The organism is Pirellulales bacterium (assembly GCA_019636345.1).
GTDB lineage: Bacteria > Planctomycetota > Planctomycetia > Pirellulales > Lacipirellulaceae.
Map to the genome: position 1 here is coordinate 465253 of JAHBXQ010000001.1, position 21807 is coordinate 487059.

16 protein-coding genes and 1 tRNA gene are annotated in these 21807 nt (G+C 65.9%); 13 read left to right on the forward strand and 4 right to left on the reverse strand.

Annotated features, from left to right (window positions below; translation table 11 throughout):
• Positions 1–295 precede the first annotated feature (295 nt).
• The gene (locus KF688_01740; protein MBX3424378.1) at positions 296–814 is read left to right on the forward strand and encodes a UvrB/UvrC motif-containing protein; all 519 of its coding nucleotides are present in this window, start codon (positions 296–298) and stop codon (positions 812–814) included.
• A 208-nt stretch (positions 815–1022) separates the two neighbouring features.
• The gene (locus KF688_01745) at positions 1023–2114 is read left to right on the forward strand and encodes a protein arginine kinase (GenBank protein ID MBX3424379.1); all 1092 of its coding nucleotides are present in this window, start codon (positions 1023–1025) and stop codon (positions 2112–2114) included.
• Between the two features lie 96 nt (positions 2115–2210).
• Here KF688_01745 and KF688_01750 read toward each other — a convergent pair whose 3' ends face one another.
• Positions 2211–3014 carry a polyphosphate kinase 2 family protein gene (locus tag KF688_01750; protein ID MBX3424380.1) on the reverse strand — a complete coding sequence of 268 codons (804 nt, stop codon included), beginning with the start codon at positions 3012–3014 and terminating at the stop codon, positions 2211–2213.
• A gap of 297 nt (positions 3015–3311) precedes the next feature.
• Between KF688_01750 and KF688_01755 the strand changes: the two genes are divergently transcribed.
• Positions 3312–4433: a chemotaxis protein gene (locus KF688_01755; protein ID MBX3424381.1), complete on the forward strand. Its 1122-nt coding sequence runs from the start codon at positions 3312–3314 to the stop codon at positions 4431–4433.
• A 3-nt stretch (positions 4434–4436) separates the two neighbouring features.
• Here KF688_01755 and KF688_01760 read toward each other — a convergent pair whose 3' ends face one another.
• Entirely contained in the window at positions 4437–4619 is a 183-nt protein-coding gene (locus KF688_01760; GenBank protein MBX3424382.1) for a CPXCG motif-containing cysteine-rich protein, read from the reverse strand.
• Positions 4620–4711: 92 nt separating this feature from the next.
• Complete coding sequence (locus KF688_01765; protein MBX3424383.1) at positions 4712–6109, reverse strand: RtcB family protein; 1398 nt, start codon at positions 6107–6109, stop codon at positions 4712–4714.
• A gap of 689 nt (positions 6110–6798) precedes the next feature.
• Between KF688_01765 and KF688_01770 the strand changes: the two genes are divergently transcribed.
• The 9 genes from KF688_01770 to KF688_01810 all read left to right on the forward strand — a co-directional run bounded on the left by KF688_01770 (position 6799) and on the right by KF688_01810 (position 19411).
• Positions 6799–7218, forward strand: a complete 420-nt coding sequence (locus tag KF688_01770; protein ID MBX3424384.1) for a hypothetical protein — start codon at positions 6799–6801, stop codon at positions 7216–7218.
• Between the two features lie 143 nt (positions 7219–7361).
• Complete coding sequence (locus KF688_01775) at positions 7362–8360, forward strand: isocitrate/isopropylmalate dehydrogenase family protein (protein ID MBX3424385.1); 999 nt, start codon at positions 7362–7364, stop codon at positions 8358–8360.
• A 213-nt stretch (positions 8361–8573) separates the two neighbouring features.
• Positions 8574–11525, forward strand: coding sequence for a hypothetical protein (locus KF688_01780; protein ID MBX3424386.1), 2952 nt, complete (start codon positions 8574–8576; stop codon positions 11523–11525).
• 121 nt (positions 11526–11646) lie between these two features.
• A tRNA-Thr gene (locus KF688_01785) sits at positions 11647–11720 on the forward strand.
• A 148-nt stretch (positions 11721–11868) separates the two neighbouring features.
• Positions 11869–13194: a tetratricopeptide repeat protein gene (locus KF688_01790; protein ID MBX3424387.1), complete on the forward strand. Its 1326-nt coding sequence runs from the start codon at positions 11869–11871 to the stop codon at positions 13192–13194.
• A gap of 196 nt (positions 13195–13390) precedes the next feature.
• A complete protein-coding gene (tgt, locus tag KF688_01795; GenBank protein MBX3424388.1) occupies positions 13391–14542 on the forward strand; it encodes a tRNA guanosine(34) transglycosylase Tgt in 1152 nt (383 codons plus the stop codon).
• 253 nt (positions 14543–14795) lie between these two features.
• A complete protein-coding gene (gene yajC, locus KF688_01800) occupies positions 14796–15188 on the forward strand; it encodes a preprotein translocase subunit YajC (protein ID MBX3424389.1) in 393 nt (130 codons plus the stop codon).
• Between the two features lie 145 nt (positions 15189–15333).
• The gene (gene secD / locus KF688_01805; GenBank protein MBX3424390.1) at positions 15334–18615 is read left to right on the forward strand and encodes a protein translocase subunit SecD; all 3282 of its coding nucleotides are present in this window, start codon (positions 15334–15336) and stop codon (positions 18613–18615) included.
• Between the two features lie 226 nt (positions 18616–18841).
• Positions 18842–19411, forward strand: a complete 570-nt coding sequence (locus tag KF688_01810; GenBank protein ID MBX3424391.1) for a hypothetical protein — start codon at positions 18842–18844, stop codon at positions 19409–19411.
• Positions 19412–19453: 42 nt separating this feature from the next.
• Here KF688_01810 and KF688_01815 read toward each other — a convergent pair whose 3' ends face one another.
• A complete protein-coding gene (locus KF688_01815; GenBank protein ID MBX3424392.1) occupies positions 19454–20407 on the reverse strand; it encodes an alpha/beta fold hydrolase in 954 nt (317 codons plus the stop codon).
• Between the two features lie 263 nt (positions 20408–20670).
• Between KF688_01815 and KF688_01820 the strand changes: the two genes are divergently transcribed.
• The gene (locus KF688_01820) at positions 20671–21582 is read left to right on the forward strand and encodes an NAD(+)/NADH kinase (GenBank protein MBX3424393.1); all 912 of its coding nucleotides are present in this window, start codon (positions 20671–20673) and stop codon (positions 21580–21582) included.
• Positions 21583–21807: the final 225 nt, after the last annotated feature.

Here is a 21807-nt window from a genome sequence, read left to right on the forward strand (position 1 = left end):
GCGGACACGACGCTTCGCGGCAAGGTGATCGGCAGCTCGCCCCAAGGCGGGCCAAAGCCCACTCTATCACTGCTGGCGCGGGGTCACAACGGCGCGAGCGTGCGCGACTGAACTTGTTGGCCGTCAACGGCTTAGCATCGTTCGCGGTCAGCTTGACACTCCCTGGGGCACGGCTAGAATCCCCTACGGCTTGAGGGTCGCCGCGGCGCGGCCGGTCCCGGTTGCTCGCATCGGTCGCAACCTGTGCGCCCTTCGATCCGCGGCTAGTCCGGCTCCTTCGTCTGCTCGCGTTATCATGAAATGCCAAAAATGCGACCGCGCCGCCACGTTTCACATCACCGACTTGATCGGCGGGGTGAGCGAAGTCCATCTATGCGAGCAATGCGCCCAGGCGTTCCTGACGCCGACCCCTGAGGAAGCCGCTGAGGTCATGCCGGCCATGGCCGGGCTGCTGGCTCAGCATCTGGCGGTCGGCGAAACGGCCGACGAACTGGCGCGGCTCGACCAGCGGGCGTGCCCGGTGTGCGGCATCACGTTCTTGCAGTTCCGCAAGCAGGGGCGGCTGGGATGCCCGCACGATTACGTGTTCTTCGAGAAGGAACTCGAGCCGCTGCTGCTCAATATCCACGACCAGACCCAGCACATCGGCAAGAGCCCCAAACGCTGCCCCCGCGGCGCCGACGAACAGACGCAGCTCATCCGTCTGCGGCGCGAGATGAAAGACGCGGTCAGCGCCGAGAACTACGAACGGGCTTCAGAACTGCGCGACCAGATCCGCGAGATTGAAGTGAACGTTCGACCCGCGAGCGAGTAATCGCAGAGAGAAGTTGTTTCAGAGTGACAGGACATCGGAGGCGCGAAACGCACGGAGTTGAACGGCGAGACGAACGCTGGCGAGCCGGGCTGGTCGAATCGTCCGGTTGCGCTTCGCTCGTCGTCGCTGCTTCGAGCGAGCATTTGTTCTCCGTGACCTCAGTGCCTCGGCAGTTCTTCCCCAGCGCCAGTTCCCGCCGCATTGCCTTATGAACCTCGACGAACTGGCCCAATCGACCGGCGAATGGCTGCGAGGCTCGGGCCCGCAATCCGACATCGTCATCAGCAGCCGCGTCCGACTGGCGCGGAATCTGGCTGATTTCCCGTTCATCTCGCGGGCGACGGTCGCCGATCGGGCGGAGATCGAAAAGATCCTCCACGGCCAGCTCGACGCCCTGCAGGCCAGCGGCCGAGCCCCGGCCGACATGGAGTACGTCAACGTCGGCGAACTGCCGGAGCTGGATCGCAGTTTTCTTGTCGAGCGACAGCTCATCAGCCGCGAGCACGCCGAGAGCGAGAGCGCTCGGGCGGCCGTCATCGATCGGGCCGAACGGTACAGCGTGATGATCAACGAGGAGGATCACCTGCGGATCCAGGTGATGCGAAGCGGGCTTGACCTGCAGACCGCCTGGGAGCAGGCCGACCAGCTTGACGATCTCATCGAGGAGCAGGTCACCTACGCCTTCAACGACCGGCTGGGGTACCTGACCGCCTGCCCGACGAACGTCGGCACCGGGCTGCGGGTGAGCGTCATGCTTCACCTGCCGGCGCTAGTGATTACGCGCCAGATCGAGAAGGTGTTCAAGAGCCTGCAGAAAATCAACCTCGCCGTCCGCGGGTTGTACGGCGAGGGGTCGCAGGCGACCGGCGACTTTTATCAAATCAGCAATCAACTCACGCTCGGCCAGACCGAGGACGAGCTGGCCAAGAAGGTGGCCGACGTCGTGCCGGTGCTGATCGACTACGAACGGCAGGCTCGCGACTTCCTGGTTCGCGAAAGTCACGAGACGCTCCATGACCGGGTCAGCCGGGCGTACGGCATCCTCCGCACGGCGCAGACGATCAGCTCCGAGGAGTCGATGCACCTGTTGTCGAGCGTGCGGATGGGCGTGAACCTGGGGCTGATCGGCGACCTGTCGATCCCGACGATCAACAAGCTCTTGCTCCACACGCAGCCGGCTCACCTGCAGAAACTCGCCGGGATGGAACTGGATCAGTCCGATCGACGCATCGAGCGGGCGTCGTATCTGCGGCGTCACCTGATTCCCGACGCGACGCCGGGCGACCCCTCGGCGAATTAGGCTCAAGTCGCAACCCGTGAAGCCGTGAAGCGGAGCCGCCGCGCACCGGCAGGCTCGCCGAGCAGAATGCTCCGTGAGCGCTCGGCATAGGTTCGCTTACTCGACGACAATTCCGTCGAGCCCTTCTTCGGGGGGCGGGATCTGCGGGTCCATCTTTTCCAGCGTCTCGCGAAAGATCTGGCTGACGACCAGATTGCGATACCATTTGCGGTCCGAGGGGACGACGTACCACGGGACGAGCGGCGTGTTGCACTTGGAAAGGACCGCCTCGTAGGCCTGTTGGTAGTCGTCCCACAGCGTCCGCTCGGCGAGGTCCCCTTTGCTGAACTTCCACCGTTTGCTCGGATCGTCGAGCCGTGCTTGCAGCCGCTCGCGTTGCTCGTCCTTGCTGATGTGAAGGAAACACTTCACCAGCGTCACCCCGCCGTCGACGAGCAGTTCCTCGAACTCGTTGATCCGCCGGTAGCGCGACTTCCATTCGCTTTCCGGAACCAAGTTGCGGACCCGCACCACCAACACGTCCTCGTACTGCGAGCGGTTGAACACCCCGACATGCCCGCGACGCGGCACGGCCTTGTGGATTCGCCACAGGAAATCGTGATCGAGTTCCTCTTCGCTCGGCTGCTTGAACGCGGTGATCTGGAACGTCTGCGGATTAATGCCGGTCATCACCGTGCGGATCGTGCCGTCCTTGCCCGAGGTGTCCATCCCTTGCAGCACCAAGAGCAGCGCGCGACGATCCTCGGCGTACAGCCGGTAGGCCAGTTCACGACTCGCCTCGGTGTTCTTCGCGATCTGCTCCTCGGCCGACTTCTTGTCCCACTCCCCGTCGACACGGCGAGGGTCGTAGTCGGCCAGCTTCACGGGTTCGCCAAAGCGGGGAATGAGCGATTGGATCATGGCAGGCCGGGTTCGTTGAAGGAAGTCAGCGGAGTCTGTCGATGCTTGGCAGGTTCGCCCTCGATCCGCCCCCTGAGGGGATCGCTCGCGGTCTCGCCCCAGGGTCGCTCCGAGCAAGGCGCGAAGTCGCCGGCGCAATCGAACCAATCCGCACGGTCGGATAACAGGCTGGGAAGAAATGCCATCGCTTTCGTGCCGACGGGCCGCCTCGCGGCAACCCGCATTGTATCTATCTGAGTCCCCCGGGCGACCCTGTCCGGCAGGGGCTGACAGACCGCTTTCTGCCGCGGCCGATCGATGGCCAGCCGACTCCCCCCTTGCGGCCTGAATCTCGGAGGCCTGACCATGTCCGTCGCCGCTCCCGAAGCAAGCGTCGCCGCGAACGACGAAACCAAGAGCGTCTCTGCCTTGGTGCACGATCTCAATGCGACGATGGCCAACGCCATCGGCGAGATCAACGACATCAACAGCGACATCCAATTGCTGGCTTTGAACGCTCGGATCGAGGCCGCCCGCGCCGGACAAGCCGGCGCCGCCTTCAGCGTCGTCGCCCAAGAGATGCAAACCCTCTCAGGCAAGACCTCCGAGGCGGCTCACGAATTGGCCAGCACGACCCGCCGCACGATCGACGAACTCGTCGACGTCATCGGCAATCGGGTCCGCGGGACCCGACTGTCCGACCTGGCGCTGGTGAACATCGACCTAATCGATCGCAACCTGTACGAGCGGACCTGCGACGTCCGCTGGTGGGCGACCGACAGCAGCTTGGTCGACGCCTTGTGCCCCGAGGCCGACGACTCGGCCCGGGCCTTTGCAAGTCAGCGCATGGGGGTCATCCTCAGCGCGTACACGGTCTACTACGACTTGGTGCTGTGCGATCTCAAGGGGCGGGTGGTCGCCAACGGCCGGCCGCGTCAGTACGCCAGCGTCGGCAGCGATCAATCGCACGCTCCCTGGTTCCGCGCCGCGACGGCCACCCACAGCGGCGACGAATTCGGTTTTCAGGGCGCTCACGCCTCGCCGTTGGTCGACAATCAATTGGCGCTGGTTTACTCGTGCGGCGTCCGCGCGGAAGGTCGGGCCGACGGCGAGTTGATCGGCGTGCTGGGGATCGTCTTCAACTGGGAGGGGCTTGCTCAGACGATCCTCAAGCAGGTGCCCGTCGCCGAGGACGAACGAGCCGCCACGCGCAGCGCGATCATCGACGAGTCGGGCCACCTGCTGGCCGATTCGTTCGGCAAGCAACTGCAGGGAAAGCTGTCGATTCCCCACTTGCCCGAACTCCTCAGCGAAAAGAAGAACTTTGCGGTCTGCGAGATCGACGGTCGCCGCTCGTGCATCGGACACGCCCAGGCCCCGGGGTTCGAGACCTACTCGACCGGCTGGCACTCGGTAGTGATTCAGCCGATGGAATTCTGACGGTCACTCCCCTTCGCTCCACACGCTGACTCGGCCGTCTTCGTCGACCGCGACGTGGAGCACGTTCGGGCTGCAACACACGGGGCAGTCCTCGACGTACGACTGCTCCTCGCCCGCCGAAAGATCGATCGGCACGATGATCTCTTCGCCGCAATGATCGCAGACGTAACTGGCTTCGTCGTCCATACGGGGATGTTAGGCGGGTGATGCTCGATTGGCGATCAAGAGGAAAGGCGGGTCGTCGCTGCCGATCAAAGATCGTACCTCAACCATCCCGCTCAATCTTCGGCCCGGCTGCCGTCGCCGCACATTTTGACGATCCGCGGATCGAACTGGGCGACGATCTCGACCAAGTCGGCCTGTGCCGCCATGACCCGGCGGATGTCTTTGTAGACCCCGGGAACCTCGTCGCTGCCGGCCGAGAGGACCTCGATCCCCCGCTCGGCCAACTCCTTCTTCACGTGTCCGATGCGGAAGGTGTTGTTCGCCTGCGTGCGCGACATGCAGCGCCCCGCGCCGTGAGAGGCCGAGTCGAAGCTGGCCGCCGAGCCGCGCCCCCGGACGACGAACGCGGGGTCGGCCATCGAACCGGGAACGACCCCCAGGACGCCGGCCGCGGCAGGGGTGGCGCCTTTGCGGTGGACCACTAGGGGCCGATCGCCGTGCCGCTCGAGCCACGCGAAGTTGTGATGATTTTCGACCCCCGCGACGATCGCCGCCCCCAACAAGCTTGCGACCAGCCGGTGGATGACCGCGTGATTCGCCGCGGCGTACTCTCCCATGAGGTTCATCGCGGCCCAATATTCCTGCCCGGCCTGGGAATCGAGGTCGAGCCACGCCAACCGGCCCAGGTCCTTGTACTCGCGAGGGAGTTTCTGCTGAGCGATCGCCGAGTAGGTGCTGCAGACGGCCGCCCCCGCGCCGCGACTGCCGCTGTGCGACAGCAGCGCGACATATCGCCCCGCGTCGAGCCCCAGTTGCTGGTCCCGCTCAGCGAGCGTCAGCACGCCGAACTCGACGAAGTGGTTCCCCGAGCCGCTCGTGCCGAGTTGCTTCCGGGCCGTGTCTTTCCTATCGCGGGTGATCCGCGAAACGTTCCAGTCGGCGTCCATGACTGGATGATCCTGCGGCGGGCGATGCTCGACGCCGACGCCGAACCGCGTGCCGCGCTCCAAGGCGGTGCGGAACGGCTCGCGGCGCGTTTCGAGTCGCTCGACGGACGCGTCGAGGACCGAGAGCTTCATCCGGCAGGCGATGTCGACCCCGACGGCGTAGGGGATGACCGCATTCTCGCAGGCGAGCACCCCGCCGATCGGCAAGCCGTAGCCGACATGAGCGTCGGGCATGAGCGCTGCCCCGACGGCCTTCGGGACGCGGCAGGCGTCCCGCATTTGCTGGTGCGCAGCGGGGTCGATCTCGTCGCCCCAAGTTTGGTAGGTCGGCGGTTCATGCACCGGCAGGGCCGCGCGCCCGCTCAGCTCGCGGGCGAGTCCTCCCCAGATCGGGTCGTGCAGATACGTCGCCGGCGCCGCGACGACTTGCTGGACGAGCTCCTTGGCTCGTTTCCCTTTGAGCCCAAACCCCAGACCCTCGCAGGCCGCGGCGCGGAGCGCATCAATCGCCGCGGCCGCGCATTGCGGCGGGACGCCGAGCTTCTGCAATTGGCGACGGTTCATGGGGAGGGGGGAGAGGTCGGAGGTAAGCAGGTTGGCGGTCGCGGCAACGCGATCGTCCCGCGATGACGTTCCCCGCCAGCGCGAGGTTCGCAGCGAGTCGATCGACAGGAGCCCTGGAGCACGTGTTTTCGATTTAACGCTCTGCGGCGCGAACCTTGACGCTGGCAGCGCGTCTGTCGTGGTATTCGACGGCGTACTTTTCGGCGAAATCAAAATTCTCAATCGATCTTGCTCGACTTCGCCGGGCCGTGATTATAATGCAGCCGTAGGTCGTGCAGTACGCAGCACGACGGGCAATCCTGGCCGCTTGAAGCGTCCTCTGGCAGCGACGCCCCAAGCCGCTGAAACCCCGTAAGGAAGGAGGTGGTCCGTTGAACCTTTGTGAGATACGCCAGATTGGTGGTGCAAACCGTTGATCACCGGCGGGTGTCCAATGGCGGACGCCACCACCTGCTTCTGAGCGCCTGCTGCGGCGGACATGCCGTATGCCGACGACCGCCTGACGGCTTGGTCGGCGTGCAATTCCGACGCGCATCTGGACTCAAAGCAACCAACGACGGCAGCCCGGTCGTCCTCGAGACGGCCGGGCTGCTTTTTTTGTGCGCCTGCTCCTGACATGAGTCGCTCCACGAGCGTTGTTCGCGCACAGGCTATGGATTCTTTCGTCCGCCCGGTCGATACTGCTCGGCATGGACGACGACCAGCACGAATTGGAAGCGGCGCTCGAGTCGCAGCAAGCGCTCCTTGAGAGCTGTCTCCCCTTGGTGTTCGCCGAATACGACGAGGCGATCCAACGCAACGTGCCGACCCCCGTGGTCGTGCTCGTGGATTGCGAGGACGAGATCGGCGGCGAGATCGCCCGGGCGTGGGTCGGCGACGAGGCGGTCGAAGCGGCGATCGCCGAACAGGAATTCGCGCGCGAGTCGCCGGAGGAAACCACGACGTTCGCCCGCGTGGTGAGCTTCGCCGAGGCTCGGCGCGAGATCCCCGAGGTGTTCCCGTACTTGGCCCCGGCGTTGGCGACGCCGCCGCAGGAGGGGTTTCTGGCGATTTCCGTGACGGCTGGCGGGGCGTCGGTGCTGACGGTGCCGCCGTCGGCCAGAGATTAGCGGGAAAACAGTCGGGGCTCCGCGGGCGAGGCGTTAAACTGGCGGCAAAGAATCGCGGCGACAGCGCAGTCGCCGTCAATTGCCCTCCCGCTTGCGCCCCCCCTCCCCTTCCCGCCCCTCTCCCCCCGCTTGGAGCCCCCGTCATGCCTTACTCCCTCGCGCTCATCCCTGGCGACGGCATTGGTCCTGAAGTGTGCGCTGCGGCGCGATGCGTCCTTGACGCCGTCGGTCTTGATCTCGCCTGGACGGAGCTCGCCGCTGGGCAGACGGCGTACGAGCAACTTGGCGATCCGCTCCCCGCGGAGACGATCGACGGGGTCCGCGCGGTCGATGCGACGCTCAAGGGTCCCACCGCCACGGCCAAAGGGGGCGGCTTCCGCAGCGTGAACGTCGCGTTGCGACAGAAGCTCAATCTGTTCGCCAACTACCGCCCCGCCCGATCGATGCCCGGGATCCTCACGCGGTTCAGCGACGTCGACCTGATCGTCGTGCGCGAGAACACCGAGGGGCTCTACAGCGGGCTCGAGCACGAGGTCGTCCCCGGGGTCGTCGAGAGTCAGCGAATCATCACCCGCGTCGCGTCGGAGCGGATCGCTCGGTTCGCGTTCGACGTCGCCCGCCGGCAAGGCCGGCGCCGCGTGACCTGCATCCATAAGGCGAATATCCTCAAGCTGAGCGACGGATTGTTCCTGGAGTGCTGCCAGAAGATCGCCGGGGAGTACCCCGAGATCGAGTTCGACGATTGCATCGTCGACGCCGCGGCGATGAAGCTCGTCAGCAACCCCCAGTCGTTTGACCTGATGGTGATGGAGAACTTGTTCGGCGACATCCTGTCGGATCTCTGCAGCGGGCTCGTGGGCGGGTTGGGAGTGACCCCCAGCGCCAATGTCGGCGAGGGGATCGCCGTGTTCGAGGCGGTCCACGGCACGGCCCCCGACATCGCCGGCCGCGGGATCGCCAACCCGACGGCGCTGATCCTCAGCGGGGTGCTCATGCTGCGGTTTCTGGGCGAGAAGGCTGCGGCCGATCGGATTGAGCGCGCCGTCGGCCAAGTCATCGGCGCCGGGCGCACCGTCACCGGCGACCTGGGAGGCTCGGCCGGGACCGACGAGTTCGTCGGGGCGGTCATCGCCGCCCTGTAAGCGGGATCTGATGAAACGGTCGGGGGGGCCGTTGGCCGGCTCCAGGGTCGACGCCCTGGTTGTGTCGCCCCGGATACCCTCGCGGCGGGGGGCAGGCAAGGATCTTTTGGCCCCGGGGAGCGGTTCGTCTACACTGGGGGTCTGGGGGGGCGGTGCGCCGCACTCGCTCCCTTGGAACAGGATCGGCGCCCCCCTTTCTCGGGATAGCTTGCAATGCCACGCTTCGTCTCTTGCGGCCGCTGGGCGGCCTTGTCGGCGGTTGTTCTGGCGGCGGTCGGCGGCGCGTGTCGCCTGACCTCGCAGATCGCAGCGGCGCAGCAACCTGTGGCTATGCCCGCAGCCTCGCCGTTGTCGCCGGAGCAAATGAAGGAGCTTGAGGAACTGGCCAAAAAGGACCCCGCCGCGGCCCAGCGTCGCGCCATGGAGATGATGGGCCGGCCGCAACCGGGCGGCCCGCCGGTCGACAAGCCCAAGGAATCCAAGCCAGGCGAGCAGAAGGCCGATGAGGGGAAGAAACCCGAAAGCTCCGGCGGCGAAGCCAGCACGGTGAAGCGTCCCGACAAGCCCGAGACCAAGGCCGACCCCGCGGAACTGAAGATCGCCCCCGACGAACAGGGCCGCGTCCGGTTTAGCTTTCACGGCCAGCCGTGGAAGGACGTGCTGCAATGGTACGCCGACGTGGCGAACTACAGCTTCGACTGGACCGAACTGCCCGGCGACTATCTCAACCTGACCACGACGCGCAGCTACACGCTCGATGAGACGCGTGATCTTTTGAATCGTCACCTGATGGCCCGGGGCTATACGCTGCTGGTCAAGGGAGAGATCCTCTCGGCCGTGAAGATCGACAAGCTCGACCCGAGCCTGATTCCGCAGGTCGATCCCGACAGCCTCGAAGACTACCCCCCGCATGAGTTCGTGCGGGCGCGGTTCGTCCTTCCCGCGACGATGGAAGCGGAAAAGGCCAAAGAGGACGTCAAGATCCTGCTGAGCCCCAACGCCAGGGTCGTGCCGCTGTTGGCCTCGAAGCAACTGATGGTGATCGACGCGGTGGTTAATTTGCGCGACGTCCGCGACCTGCTGTACGGCGAGCAGATGGCGATCAAGGAAGACGTGCGACCTCGGCCGTTCATGATTCGGTATCAACGGGCCGATTGGATTGCCGACCAAGTCATGGTGGTGCTGGGAATGGACCCTGCGGCGCGCAAAGGACCGCAGGAGGTGCAGCTCGAACAGCAGCGGATGCAGATGATGATGCAGATGCAGCAGCGCGGCGCCGACGTCAGCAAGATGCTGTCGAAGGACAGTCCCCCGGTCCACATTGCGGTCGACAAACGGCGCAACGCGCTGCTGGTCAACGCTCCCCCCGAGCAGATGGCGATCATCGAACGCACGGTGGCCGAACTTGACGTTCCCTCGGGAGACGGCGACTTCGCCGCGGCCGGGGCGATGGAAATGCGAAAATACCGCACCGTGACGACCGGCCCCGACGCGATCGTCAACGCGCTCAAAGAGATCGGCAGCCTTGATCCGCTCACGCAACTGCAGACCGACGCCAAATCGAAAACGATCTTCGCCTACGCCACGGCCCGCGATCACGAGAGCATCCAGCGGATGATCGACAAGCTGGACGGCAGCGGCCGGGGGCTGCACGTCATTCCGCTCAGTCGTCGTTCGGCCGCCGATCAGGTCGCAGGCACGATCCAAGCGCTCATGGTGGGCGAGAAGAAGCCCGACAACCAGAACAATCGCCAGCGCTCGTACATGTTCTACGGCTGGGGCGGGCCGCAGGAGGAAGAGACTCAGGAAGGGGACTTCCGCATTCAGCCGGACGTGGAGCAGAACCGATTGCTGCTGTGGGCGACCGAAGCAGAGTACGAAGAGGTCATGGCCCTGCTGACCAAACTGGGGGTCGTGCCGACTCCCGGCGTCGGCGGCGATCGGTTGCGCGTGTACGAGGCCCAGAGCCCGGAGGAGACGGCTCGGCTGCTCGAACAACTGCAAAAATCATGGCAGGGCAAGAACCCGCTGATCATCAACGGCCTCGACTCGAAGCAAGACGCCCCGGCGGAAGAGCCGCGGGCCCCCGCGCCCCAAACCGAGGACAAGGTCACCCGCATCGAACGCAGAGGTTCGCTGCGGGCGCATTTCGTCGCAGCCCCGGTCGACGAAGAGGCCGCGGCGGGGGCGACCGCTCCGCCGATCACGCTCACCGTCACTCCTGACGGCCGGCTCGTGCTCAGCTCCGCCGACCCGGCCGCGCTCGACCAACTCGAAGAACTGATGGCGGAATTGCAGCCGCCGCAGGACGAGTTCGCCGTGTTCCGACTGAGCCATGCCGACGTCTACTACGTGTATCTCAATCTCAAGGACTACTTCGCCGAAGAGCTCAAGGGCCAGAAAGAGCCGATCTACGACTATTGGGGCGACTACCGCGGCTCCCGCGACAAGGCGGCCGGCCCGGCGACCCTCGGCCGACGGCGACCGCTGCAGTTCATTTGGGACATCGACACCAATACGATTCTGGTCCAGGGGGCCAGCAAGTCGCAATTGGCGGTCATCGAGAAGCTGATCAAGATCTACGACGAGCCCGTGGGCGAGGACGCCGTCGCCTCGCGCCGCACCGAGGCGATTCCGATTCGCTACTCCCGGGCGCAGGACATCGCCACGGCTCTCAAGGAGGTCTATCGCGACCTGTTGAGCTCGAAGGACAAGGAGTTCGCCAACGGCGGTCGCGACGGCCAGCGGACGACCCGCAACGAAACCTACTATCGCTTCTACGGCGGGGGCGACAGCGACGACAAAGACAAGAAGTCGGCCCCCGTGAAGATGGCCTTCGAGGGCGCCCTGTCGATCGGCGTCGACGAGATCTCCAACACGCTGATCATCTCAGCCGAGGAGCAGGTCTGGACGAGCATCCGCGAAATCGTCGTTCAGCTCGACGAGCGGGCGAACCCCGAGTCGACGGTCGAGGTCGTCGAGGTGCGGGGTAACGTGACCTCGGCGGCGCTCAAGTCGGCCCTGGCGCAGGCGCTGTCGCAGCCGTGGCCTGGGGGGAAGCCGTCGTCCCAGGGAGCCCAAGGCCAGGGCCAGTCCCGCGGCGGCGAGGGGCGTAACGGCGAGAACCGAGGGAATCAGCAGCGAAATCGTGGCGACCGCCGGTAAACCGCGGGGGCTCGCGCAAGCAGCGCGGCGACCGCCCGCGCGGGGGCATTGCCGACCCCTGGAAAATGTTGTAAGTTGCCGGGCTATCCCGGTTTGGCTCGCCTTGGGCCCTCCGGGCTCCGCCAGCGTAGCTTCAATTGGCAGAGCACCGCATTCGTAATGCGGGGGTTGTCGGTTCGACTCCGACCGCTGGCTTTTCCTGGGCGCCTTTGTCGCAGGGCGCGACGGCCGTCAGGCGACCGCCGGCCAGCCGGCGTACTGCGAGCCCGCGAGGACCCTGGCGCGACCCCGCCCCGGTCGCGAATCTCTCCGGGCGTTGTTCGAGATCACAAAAGGGATACTGATGTTGCAGGCAGCCGAAGTCGACCTGAAGCAGATCGTCGTCTCCAACAGCACGTTCGGGCCGAACGAAATCAAGCTGATCCGCTCCGCCCTGTCGGCCGATCCGACCAACCTGCGGATCCTCCGCGAGTCGGTCGGCGAACTGGAGCGGCAGGAGGGTCGGTCTCCCGCGGCGTCGGCCCGGCTGGGGGTCTGCCAGTATTTGCTGGGGCGCTATTCCGACGCGGTCAACACGCTGAAGGCCGCCGATGGCGGGGCCCTCACCCACTTCTACCTGGGCAAGAGCCACTTGTCGCTCGACCGTTACGGCGACGCGCTGGCCGCGTACGAATCGGCCGAGAAGGCGGGCTATAACAAGGACGACGTCGCCCTGGCCCGGGCCGAGGCCCAGCGCTACAACGGCGATCCCCAGGGGTCGCTCGCTACGCTCGACAAGCTGTCGGGCGCCGTCGAGCAGACGGCCGAGTACCTGTACCAGCGCTCGGCCACTGTCTCGGCCTTGGGGGGGAACCGGTCCGAGGTGGTCGCCCTGCTGGAGCGGGCGATCGACGCCGACGGCAGCCACTCCGGCGCCCTGTTCGGGCTCGCCATGGAAAACGACCGTCACGGCAACGACCGCGAGGCGATTCAACTCTACGAGCGGGCCGCCAAGCAGTTCCCCGCCCACGTCGGCACGCTGCTGAACCTGGGCGTGCTCTACGAGGACCAAGAGCAGTACGAGCGAGCCAAGCAGTGCTACAACCGCATTCTCGATTCGTATCCGTCGCACGAACGGGCCCGGCTGTACTTCAAGGACGCCGACGCCTCGCGCGACATGTACTACGACGAGGAAGCTCGTCGCCGGCAGGATCGGCTGTCGCAGATCCTCAGCGTGCCGGTCACCGACTTCGAATTGTCGGTCCGCAGCCGCAATTGCCTGCAGAAGATGGGCATCATGACCCTCGGCGATCTCACCGAGACGACCGAGCAGGAACTGCTGTCCAGCAAGAATTTCGGCGAGACGTCGCTCGTCGAAATCCGCGAGATGCTCTCCTCGAAGGGGCTCGAACTGGGCCAGTTCGCCGCCAACAAGTGGCAGGAAGAGCCGGTCTACGAGGCGACCTCCATGAGCGACGACGAGCGGGCCCTGCTCGATCGTCCGATCGCGGAGCTCAATCTCTCGGTCCGGGCCCGCAAGTGCATGGTCCGCTTGGGACTGACCACGATCGGCGAATTGGTCCGCCGCACGGGGGACGACCTGCTGGAATGCAAGAATTTCGGGGTCACCAGCCTCAACGAAGTCCGCGAGAAGCTCACGACCCACGGCCTTAAGCTCCGCGGCGACTGAGCCCGGCCTGAATTGCCCCCGGGTCTCCCCCCGGAGGAACTCGCGCGAAGGCGTAATGAAAATTCAGCTTGCACGCCGCCCTTTCGCAGCTCGCTGACCGCGGCATGGTCGCTGAGGTGGCTTCCGCCGGACCGGGCGTCTTGGCGTTGCGTTTCTTTGCGCCCCAGCGCGCCTTTGCGCGAGGAAGACCTGACTTGTGACCGCCGCGCTCTTCCGCTTCGAGTTGCACGGCACGAGCGCTCCCGGTGCGCGGCGAGGGACGTTTCATACGCCGCACGGCGAGGTCCAGACGCCGGCGTTCATGCCGGTCGGGACGCTCGGCACGGTGAAGGGGGTCGACGTCGGGCGGCTCCGCGAGACGGGCGCCCAGATGGTGCTGGGAAACACCTACCACCTCGCCCTCCGGCCCGGCGAACAGACCGTTGCCGAACTCGGCGGGTTGCATGCCTTCATGGGGTGGACGGGGCCGATTCTCACCGACAGCGGCGGGTTCCAGGTGTTCAGCCTCGCCGAACGGTCGGTGGTCACCGAGCAGGGAGTCACGTTCCGCTCGCACATCGACGGGAGCCTCGTCGAACTGAGCCCGGAGCGATCGATCGCGATCCAGGAAGCCCTGGGGAGCGACGTGGCGATGGCGTTTGACCACGTCGTGGCCCTTCCCAACTCGGCCGCGGCGGTCGAGGAGGCGACCTGGCGAAGCGTTCGCTGGGCCGAACGCTGCCGACGGGCGGCGACCCGGGGCGATCAGGCCCAGTTTGGCATCGTTCAGGGGGGGCTCGACCCGCTACTGCGACGCCGCTGTGCGGCGGCCCTGGTCGAACTCGACTTTCCCGGTTACGCCGTCGGCGGGCTGAGCGTCGGCGAGCCCCCGGAGGACATGTACGCGATCCTCGACGAGACGACCCCGGTTCTTCCCGCGGACCGGCCCCGATACCTGATGGGGGTCGGCCGGCCGGAGGATCTGGTCGAGGGGGTTGCTCGGGGGATCGACCTGTTCGATTGCGTCATGCCGACGCGCAACGGTCGCAACGCGTTGGTCTTCACCGACGCCGGTCCGTTGCGACTGCGGAACTTGGTCCACGAGCGCGACCCGTCGCCCATCGAGCCGGGGTGCCCTTGCCCAGCTTGCCAGCGCAGCCGCGGGTACTTGCGGCACCTGTTTCAGGCGGGCGAGATGCTGGGCCCGATCCTCGCCTCGATCCACAACCTCACCTACTACCAGCGGCTGATGGCCGAGGCCCGCGCGGCGATCGAAGCCGACGCCTACGCCGAGTTCCGCGAGGAGAAGCTCCGCGGCTGGCAGAAACAAGGGGGCAGGCGTCACGGGACAGGCGGCAGGACTGACTGAGCAGGCCGCCTCCCCCCTCCCCTGTTCGCCTTCGTTCTCCCGCCCTTGTCCCTTATGGCGTCAGGATTTAAGATACGCCGATTGTTGTTCGGCGTGAGGCCCGGCAGCGTGGTGGCGCGTCGGGCCGTTTTTGTTCGTTCGCCTTCCCTGGCCTCGCCCGCACCGGGCGGTCGCGAGGCCGAACGACGCCACGAATCCTTGACAACTCCTGCTTGCGGACCGCCCGATCAGCGGCGCCGGCGGAGCTGACGCCATGCCATTTGCCCGTTCGTTGAACTCGCTGTTTCTGCTCGCCGCCGAGGCCGAGGGCGCCGCTGACGCGGCAGGGGGAGCCGCTGTCGAGCAACCGCCGGCGCTGTTCAGCCCCTGGGTGCTGGTCGCGATTTTTCTGGCGTTCTATTTCATCATGCTGCGCCCCAAGCAGCGCGAGGAGCAGCAGCGCCGAAGCATGCTCGGGGAACTCAAGGAGAACGATCGTGTCGTCACGATCGGCGGGATTCACGGCGTCGTGACCAACGTCCAGCGGAACAGCGATCAGGTGACGATCCGCGTCGATGAATCGACCGGCGCCAAGCTGCGCGTCAACCTCTCGGCCGTGTCGCGCGTGGTCGTCGACGACGACAAGAAGGACGGCAAGGGAGCGTAGCCGAAGCAGAGCGGAACTTCGAGACAGGCGGACTTCAGAAAAGCAGAGCCAAACCAAGCGGCCGTTCGCGTCGGCGACACGGCGATCAAACCACGACGCCTCGCCTCGCGGCGAGAGCAAATAACAATTCGCAGGTGGAAGTTCGATGGACAGGCGCGTTGACTGGCGGAATCTGGCGACGGGACTGCGGACGCGGACGGCGGCGGTCGGGGTCGCGGCGCTGACCATGGCGGCGACGACCGCGGCGTTCGCTCAGGAAGCCGGCGAGGAGGCGGTTGCGGCCGATCCTGCGGCCGCCGAGGGGATCTCGCAACAGGGGCTGCTCAATCTGGGGATCGTGCTGGCGATCTTCATCGCGCCGGCTTTCATCGGCAATTGGCTCGGCAAGCGCCTGCGGATGCCTGACCATGGCTGGAAGTTCGCCGTGGCGATCGGCACGTTGGCGGCCGCGGCGGTGGTCGTCTCGCGGGGCGAAATCAAGCTCGGTCCCGACCTCAGCGGCGGCATCACGCTGATTTACCAAATTGATCAGCAAGCGGCCGCGGACAAGGAGGCGGGGGGGGACGACCGACAAGCGAACGCTCCCAAACGGAGCCAGCAGGAGCTCGTCGACGCCCTGGTGACCCAGCTTGCCAAGCGCGTCGACCCGACCGGCACGAAGGAAGTCTCGATCCGCAGCTACGGCGAGGGGCAAATCGAGATCATCATCCCCAAAGCGAGCCCCGAGGAACTAGAGAGCATCGAGCGGAGCATCTACACCGCCGGGGCGCTCGAATTCCGGATTGTCGCCTCGCGAAAGTTCTCGAAGCATCGTTCGATCATTGAACTGGCCGAGAAGCTCCCCAAGGGCGCCAACATCGTCCGGCTCGACGACGGCACGTCTGTGGCCCGCTGGGTCGGCTACGACGAAGCGCAGATCGGCGACGACGCGTCGCTGGTGCGCCGCGTCGGGGCCACGGAGCCGCAGATGCTGGTGTTGACCAACGACGGTCAGGACGTGAAAGGCGACCAGCATCTCAAGTCGGCCTCGGTCGGCGCCGACCAGCTTGGCAAGCCGGCGGTCAACTTCTCGTTCAACACGGCCGGGTCGTTCGCGTTCGGCGAGTTGACTGCGGCCAACTTGCCCGACCCCTCGGGCGAGAAGTACCGCCTGGGCATCTTGTTGGACAATCGGCTGCTGAACGCCCCGAGCATCAACAGCAAGATCACGGACCAGGGGATCATCGAAGGCAACATGACCCAGAAGGAGGTCGAGGAGATCGTCGGCATCCTGCAGGCCGGCAGCTTGCCGGCGGCGCTCGACAAGGACCCTATCAGCCGCGAGCAGATCAGCCCCACGATCGGCAAGCAAACGGTTGAAAAGGGGCGCAAGGCGATCGCCGTGTCGCTGGCCGCGGTGTTGGCGTTCATGGTGTTCTACTACCGGTTCGCCGGTCTCGTGGCTTGCATGGCGCTGGCGGCCAACGTGCTGTTGATCCTCGGCTGCATGGTGCTGATCAAGGGCGCCTTCACCCTGCCGGGGCTGGCGGGCTTGGTGCTCACCGTCGGCATGTCGGTCGACGCCAACGTGCTGGTGTTCGAGCGAATCCGCGAGGAACTCGACCGCGGCACGGCCCTGCGGATGGCCATCCGCAACGGCTTCGCGCGGGCCATGTCGACCATCGTCGACGCCAGCGTCACGACGCTGATCACGGCCATCGTCATTTACAAGATCGCCCCCGACAACGTGAAAGGCTTCGGCGTCACGCTCATTTTGGGCATCCTGATGAGCATGTTCACCGCAGTGTTCATGTCGCGAATCGTCTTCGACGTCGCCGAAAAGACCGGCTACCTCAAGAAGCTGACGATGGCCCGGCTGGTAGGCGGAACGCGGATCGACTTCATGGGATTGCAGCGGTTCTGCGTCACGGCCTCGCTGTTGCTTGTCGCCCTCGGATTGTTCGGCCTGTTCTCCCGCGGACGCGACATTTTGAACATCGACTTCACCGGCGGCAGTTCGGTGACGATGGTGTTCGAGGAGCCAATGTCGTTCGCCGAGGTCAAAAAGACGATCGAGGAGAAAACTGACCTGGGCAAGCAGAATCTGACGCTCGTCGAGGTCGGAGACACGCAGACCCGCTACACGGTGACGTCCGTCAACGAGGACGTCGCTGCAGTCGAACTGCTGCTGACCGAGGCGTTCGCAGGGAAGTTGAAGACCTATCACGTCGAACGAGAGAAGCTCCAGCCGATTTCCGCCACGATGCCGCGCAACGGGGCGCCTCGGCTGTGGGGCGTGCCGGCGGGACCGTTCGCGCTGGTGTCGCTGTTGCAGGACGACGGCGACGAGTCGGTCGCGACCGCCGAAGAGGAAGAATCGGCGGCGGAGGCCGCCCCTGCGGAGGATGCCGACGATGCCGACGAAGTCGGCGAAGCGACTCAGCCGGCCGAGGAGGAGGCCGACTCGGCCGCACCTGCGGACCAGCCCGCCGCCGAGAGCGCAGCCGCCGCAACGGCCGACGCCGACGCCGACGACGACGACAACGACGCATTCGTCAACGGCACGCAAGCGACGTTGAAGTTCAGCCTGGGCGAGGACGATTCGAGCGACGACGGGATCGGTTACGACGCGCTCGACAAGCTGGTCCAAGACGCGCTCGAAGCGACCAAGAAGACCGGGGCCGCCTATCGGCTGTCGAGCCCCGAACCGAACTACGCCCCGACCAGCAAGCGGCGGCATGTCACCTGGGACGTGCAGCTCGCGCTGCCCGAGGCGGAGGCCCAGGAGGTGATCGCCAAACTGGAATCGACAATCAACGGCCACCCGGTCTTTCCGCTGGCCAGCAAGATCGGCGGGCGCGTGGCGGGCAAGCTCGCCGGCGACGCCATCGCGGCGATCGTCATCTCGCTGGCAGGCATCATCGGCTACATCTGGTACCGCTTCAACGGCGTCATCTACGGCTTGGCCGCGGTGGTCGCCCTGCTGCACGACGTGATCATCACGCTGGGGATCGTCGCCCTGTCGGCCTACGTCGTCGACGGCGTCCCCGCCTTGGCCAGCCTGCTTCAGCTGGAAAAGTTCCAGATCAGCCTGCCGATGGTCGCGGCAATTTTGACCCTCATCGGCTACTCGCTGAACGACACGATCGTCGTGTTCGACCGCATTCGCGAAGTCAAGGGAAAGAGCCCCCGTCTGACTCGCGACATGATCAACGCCAGCGTCAACCAGACCTTGAGTCGCACGCTGTTGACCTCGGGCACGACGTTGTTGACGGTGATTGTGCTGTACTTCATCGGCGGCGACGGGATTCACGGATTCGCCTTCGCGTTGCTGATCGGCATCGTCGTCGGTACGTACAGCTCGATCCACGTGGCGGCGCCGACCCTGCTGTGGATGAGCGACAAGGCCCACGGCGCCAAGCTGCCGCAACCCGTGAGCGGGACCTGACGCGGGCTTCCCAGGTCGGTTTCCCCAACCGGTACGTCCGGCACGTTCGCACGGGTCGCCGCCGCCGGCGCGGGTCGCGCGACGCGCGCAGTTTGTCCTGCCGCGGCGTCTGCGGCGCAGTTCTGGGCGAAATTGGCTCGCGAAGCTCCCTGTTGGCGGACGATGACGCGGAAGAGGATCTCCCTCGGTCTCCGCTCGTCGGAACTTCGTCCCCTTCGTGGTCCGCATGAGCCGTCAACGTCGCATCGCGTCCGCCCTGGCGGTCCTGGCCGTCGGAACGGCGGCCGCCCTCCCCTTTCGCCGCTCGGCCCCCGAACCGTCCGTCGTCGGGCCGATCGAGGCCGTGAGCGCGTGGGAGCAGCGCCCCGTCGCCTCTCCCGCTCTGCCGACTCCCGCTGCGGACGACGACCGTCTCGTCGCGGCGCCGATCGCAGCCGCCTCGCCCGTCACCATGCCGACGATCGTCGGGCTTGATCCTTCCGCGACCGACCCACAGGCGTTTGCCGAACCGGACGGCGCCCCCCGGCTCGGTCCGACTGGCGTCGCCGCTCCGCTGGTTCCCGAGGGGGTCGTGTACCAGACGGCCGGACTGGGGGCCGCATCCTCGGCCCCCGTCGCCGAGCCGGAGATCTACGTGATCCACAACGGCGACACGCTCGAGCGGATCGCGGCTCGCCGGCTGGGAGACGAGCGCCGGGCCCTCGAGATCTTCGATCTCAACCGCGACGTCCTCACGAACCCGTATCTGCTGCCGCTCGGAGCCGAACTGCAACTCCCCCCGCGACACGCGCCCTGACCGCCGTGGGACTCGGAGCGACGAAGTCCGCTTCCAGGTCGCTCACTTCACCTTGCGGCCGACCCAGGGAAAGTCGATCCGGTCGACGCGCAGAGCGAGGAATTCGTCGAGCTTCGGGGCGAGCGCGAACTCCGACTTGGTGACCAGCGCCGTCCCTTGCAGCGTCGTCGGGTACTCGTACACGAACAGGGTCTTGCGCGTGACTCCCTCGTCGGCCGGCGGCGCGGGGTGAAACTTCTCGACGTTCCTCAAGATGTTGCGGGCGTCGCGTGCCGCGTCGCGCGACTGGTCGCCGTACGCCAGCAACAGCGAGACGCGCTGCCTCACGTCGGGTTGCCGCAGGGCTAGGTTCAGCGCGAGTCCCTTGTAGCTCCACGCCGGCGACACCAGCGCAAGGGCCTTCACGTCCTGCCCCTGTTTGCGGACGGCCAGCGGGGGCGTGGCCCAGTCCTGGGCGGCCCAAATCGCGGCGATCGTGGCGCCCATGCCGCACCCCGCAAGCGACAGCTTGTTCAGATTGAGCTTCTTTCCGTCGTTTTGCTCGACCAAGAAGCTGCGGATCGCCTCCATGTCGAACCCGACCATGTTTTCGTAGTCCTCCTGCCGAAACTGGGTCGCGTCGAGTTCAATCGGCGCATCGTCGTAGCCCAGAGCGGTCTTGCTGTCGCCGTGGCCGCGGAGATCGACCGTGACCACCGCGCGGCGGTGCGCCTGCGGGTCGGTCGGGGTCTGCAGGGCGAGAGCCAGCTCGCGCAGCACGGCTCGCGACTCCCCCTGGTCGTGCAACAAGACGACTGTCGTCGCGTCGACGCCGGCGTCGCTGGGGAAATAGGTGATGCGCAACTGCACGGCGTCCCGCGTCGTCAGAGTGTATTCCGCCGGGTCGGGGGCGACGCGATCGCGTTGCTGCGCCAACGCCCTCGGCGAAGCGACCAGCCCCCACGCGACGGTCGCGAGGAGCATCCTCCGCAGAACCTCGATTGCGCGTCGTTTCATCGTCGTGTTCCCGGTGCTGATTTGCGGCGTCGCGGCCCGTCGGTGCGGCAGTCGCCGCGTCGGTTCTCGCCCCCCGAAATCCATCATAGCAGCCGTCGCAACAGTTGCAGAGCAAACGCTCTTGCGAACGAAGCCGTCGGCACGAGCCGTGCAGAGTTCCTGCTGTCTTGCAGCGGCTCCGAAATGCCCCCAATTGCTCAGCGTTTTCTGCTTCGGACGCGCATGCGTAGGTCGTTGATCTCGGGCGTGGTATCATGGGGGGCATGAGCTTCGTCGAACCCGTCTCAATCGAAACAAGCAGCCCGTCGCACCGGTTGCGGGCGGTCGTGTTGGCCGACGCCAGCCGTCCGGAACTCGCCAGCCGAGCCGCCGAGTTGCGGCCGCTCATCGACCGGTATCTCGACACGGTCGCCGCGGTCGCCGACCTCGACGGCGTTCTTCCCGAGTGCCGGGCCGACGTCGCCGTCGTGCTGGGCGGGGACGGCTCGATGCTCCGCGCCGCCCGGCTCATGGGCGATCGACAGATTCCCGTCTTGGGGGTCAATCTCGGTCGATTGGGGTTCCTCGCCGACGTACGGCCCGAATACCTCGACAGCGCGCTGCAGTGCGTCGTCTCGGGACGGTACCGGTTGGTCAAGCACCTGATGTTCCGCTGGCACGTTCGCAAGGACGGCCCCGCTTGGGCTGCGCACGATTTGCGGTACGAAGGGACCGGGCTCAATGAGGCTGCGGTGCTAGCAGGCTCCCCGTTCGCGATGCTCGAGGTGCAGCTTTACGTTGACGGTGAATTGGTCACGACCTATAGTTGCGACGGCTTGATCGTCAGCACCCCCGTCGGATCGACCGCTCACAATCTGTCGGCGGGCGGGCCGATCTTGCGGAAGGATTTGCAGGCGTTCGTCGTCTCGCCGATCAGTCCCCACACGCTCACCAACCGCCCGGTCGTCGACGCGGCCGATCGCGTGTACGAGTTGGCGGTCGCCCGACCGCACGCGGGGACCTCGCTGGTCGTCGACGGCGACGTCGTGTGCACTCTGCTGCCGACCGATCGCATTCGCATCCAACGCGCCGACGCGGAGTTTCAGTTGATCGAGGTCGAAGGCCGCGGCTACTACCGCACGCTCCGCGAAAAACTTGGCTGGGGCGGTCGCCTGCCGACCAAGGGAACCGATTGAGCCGAAACAGGCAAGTCGTTGACGCGGCCCAAAAAAACTCGAGCTGACAAAGCGCTAGTGCTTTGACGCAGCCTAAAAAAACTCGAGCTGACAAATCGCTAGGTTTGTTGCGGACGCAACCGGGAAGCAAGAGCCGGAATCTTAACTGCCGTCCAAGTCCTGACTCCGACGCTCCGTAGGCAAGCTGTCGCGGCGTCGGCCTCCGAATCTCAACTTACGATCTCC

Excerpts from the sequence above, each read along its gene's own strand:
- KF688_01765 (MBX3424383.1), bottom strand. The coding sequence starts at position 6,109 with ATGAACCGTCGCCAATTGCAGAAGCTCGGCGTCCCGCCGCAATGCGCG.
- KF688_01790 (MBX3424387.1), top strand. The coding sequence starts at position 11,869 with ATGTTGCAGGCAGCCGAAGTCGACCTGAAGCAGATCGTCGTCTCCAAC.
- secD (MBX3424390.1), top strand. The coding sequence starts at position 15,334 with ATGGACAGGCGCGTTGACTGGCGGAATCTGGCGACGGGACTGCGGACG.
- KF688_01740 (MBX3424378.1), top strand. The coding sequence starts at position 296 with ATGAAATGCCAAAAATGCGACCGCGCCGCCACGTTTCACATCACCGAC.
- KF688_01775 (MBX3424385.1), top strand. The coding sequence starts at position 7,362 with ATGCCTTACTCCCTCGCGCTCATCCCTGGCGACGGCATTGGTCCTGAA.
- KF688_01750 (MBX3424380.1), bottom strand. The coding sequence starts at position 3,014 with ATGATCCAATCGCTCATTCCCCGCTTTGGCGAACCCGTGAAGCTGGCC.
- KF688_01755 (MBX3424381.1), top strand. The coding sequence starts at position 3,312 with ATGGCCAGCCGACTCCCCCCTTGCGGCCTGAATCTCGGAGGCCTGACC.
- KF688_01820 (MBX3424393.1), top strand. The coding sequence starts at position 20,671 with ATGAGCTTCGTCGAACCCGTCTCAATCGAAACAAGCAGCCCGTCGCAC.
- KF688_01760 (MBX3424382.1), bottom strand. The coding sequence starts at position 4,619 with ATGGACGACGAAGCCAGTTACGTCTGCGATCATTGCGGCGAAGAGATC.
- KF688_01780 (MBX3424386.1), top strand. The coding sequence starts at position 8,574 with ATGCCACGCTTCGTCTCTTGCGGCCGCTGGGCGGCCTTGTCGGCGGTT.
- KF688_01815 (MBX3424392.1), bottom strand. The coding sequence starts at position 20,407 with ATGAAACGACGCGCAATCGAGGTTCTGCGGAGGATGCTCCTCGCGACC.
- KF688_01745 (MBX3424379.1), top strand. The coding sequence starts at position 1,023 with ATGAACCTCGACGAACTGGCCCAATCGACCGGCGAATGGCTGCGAGGC.
- KF688_01770 (MBX3424384.1), top strand. The coding sequence starts at position 6,799 with ATGGACGACGACCAGCACGAATTGGAAGCGGCGCTCGAGTCGCAGCAA.
- KF688_01810 (MBX3424391.1), top strand. The coding sequence starts at position 18,842 with ATGAGCCGTCAACGTCGCATCGCGTCCGCCCTGGCGGTCCTGGCCGTC.
- yajC (MBX3424389.1), top strand. The coding sequence starts at position 14,796 with ATGCCATTTGCCCGTTCGTTGAACTCGCTGTTTCTGCTCGCCGCCGAG.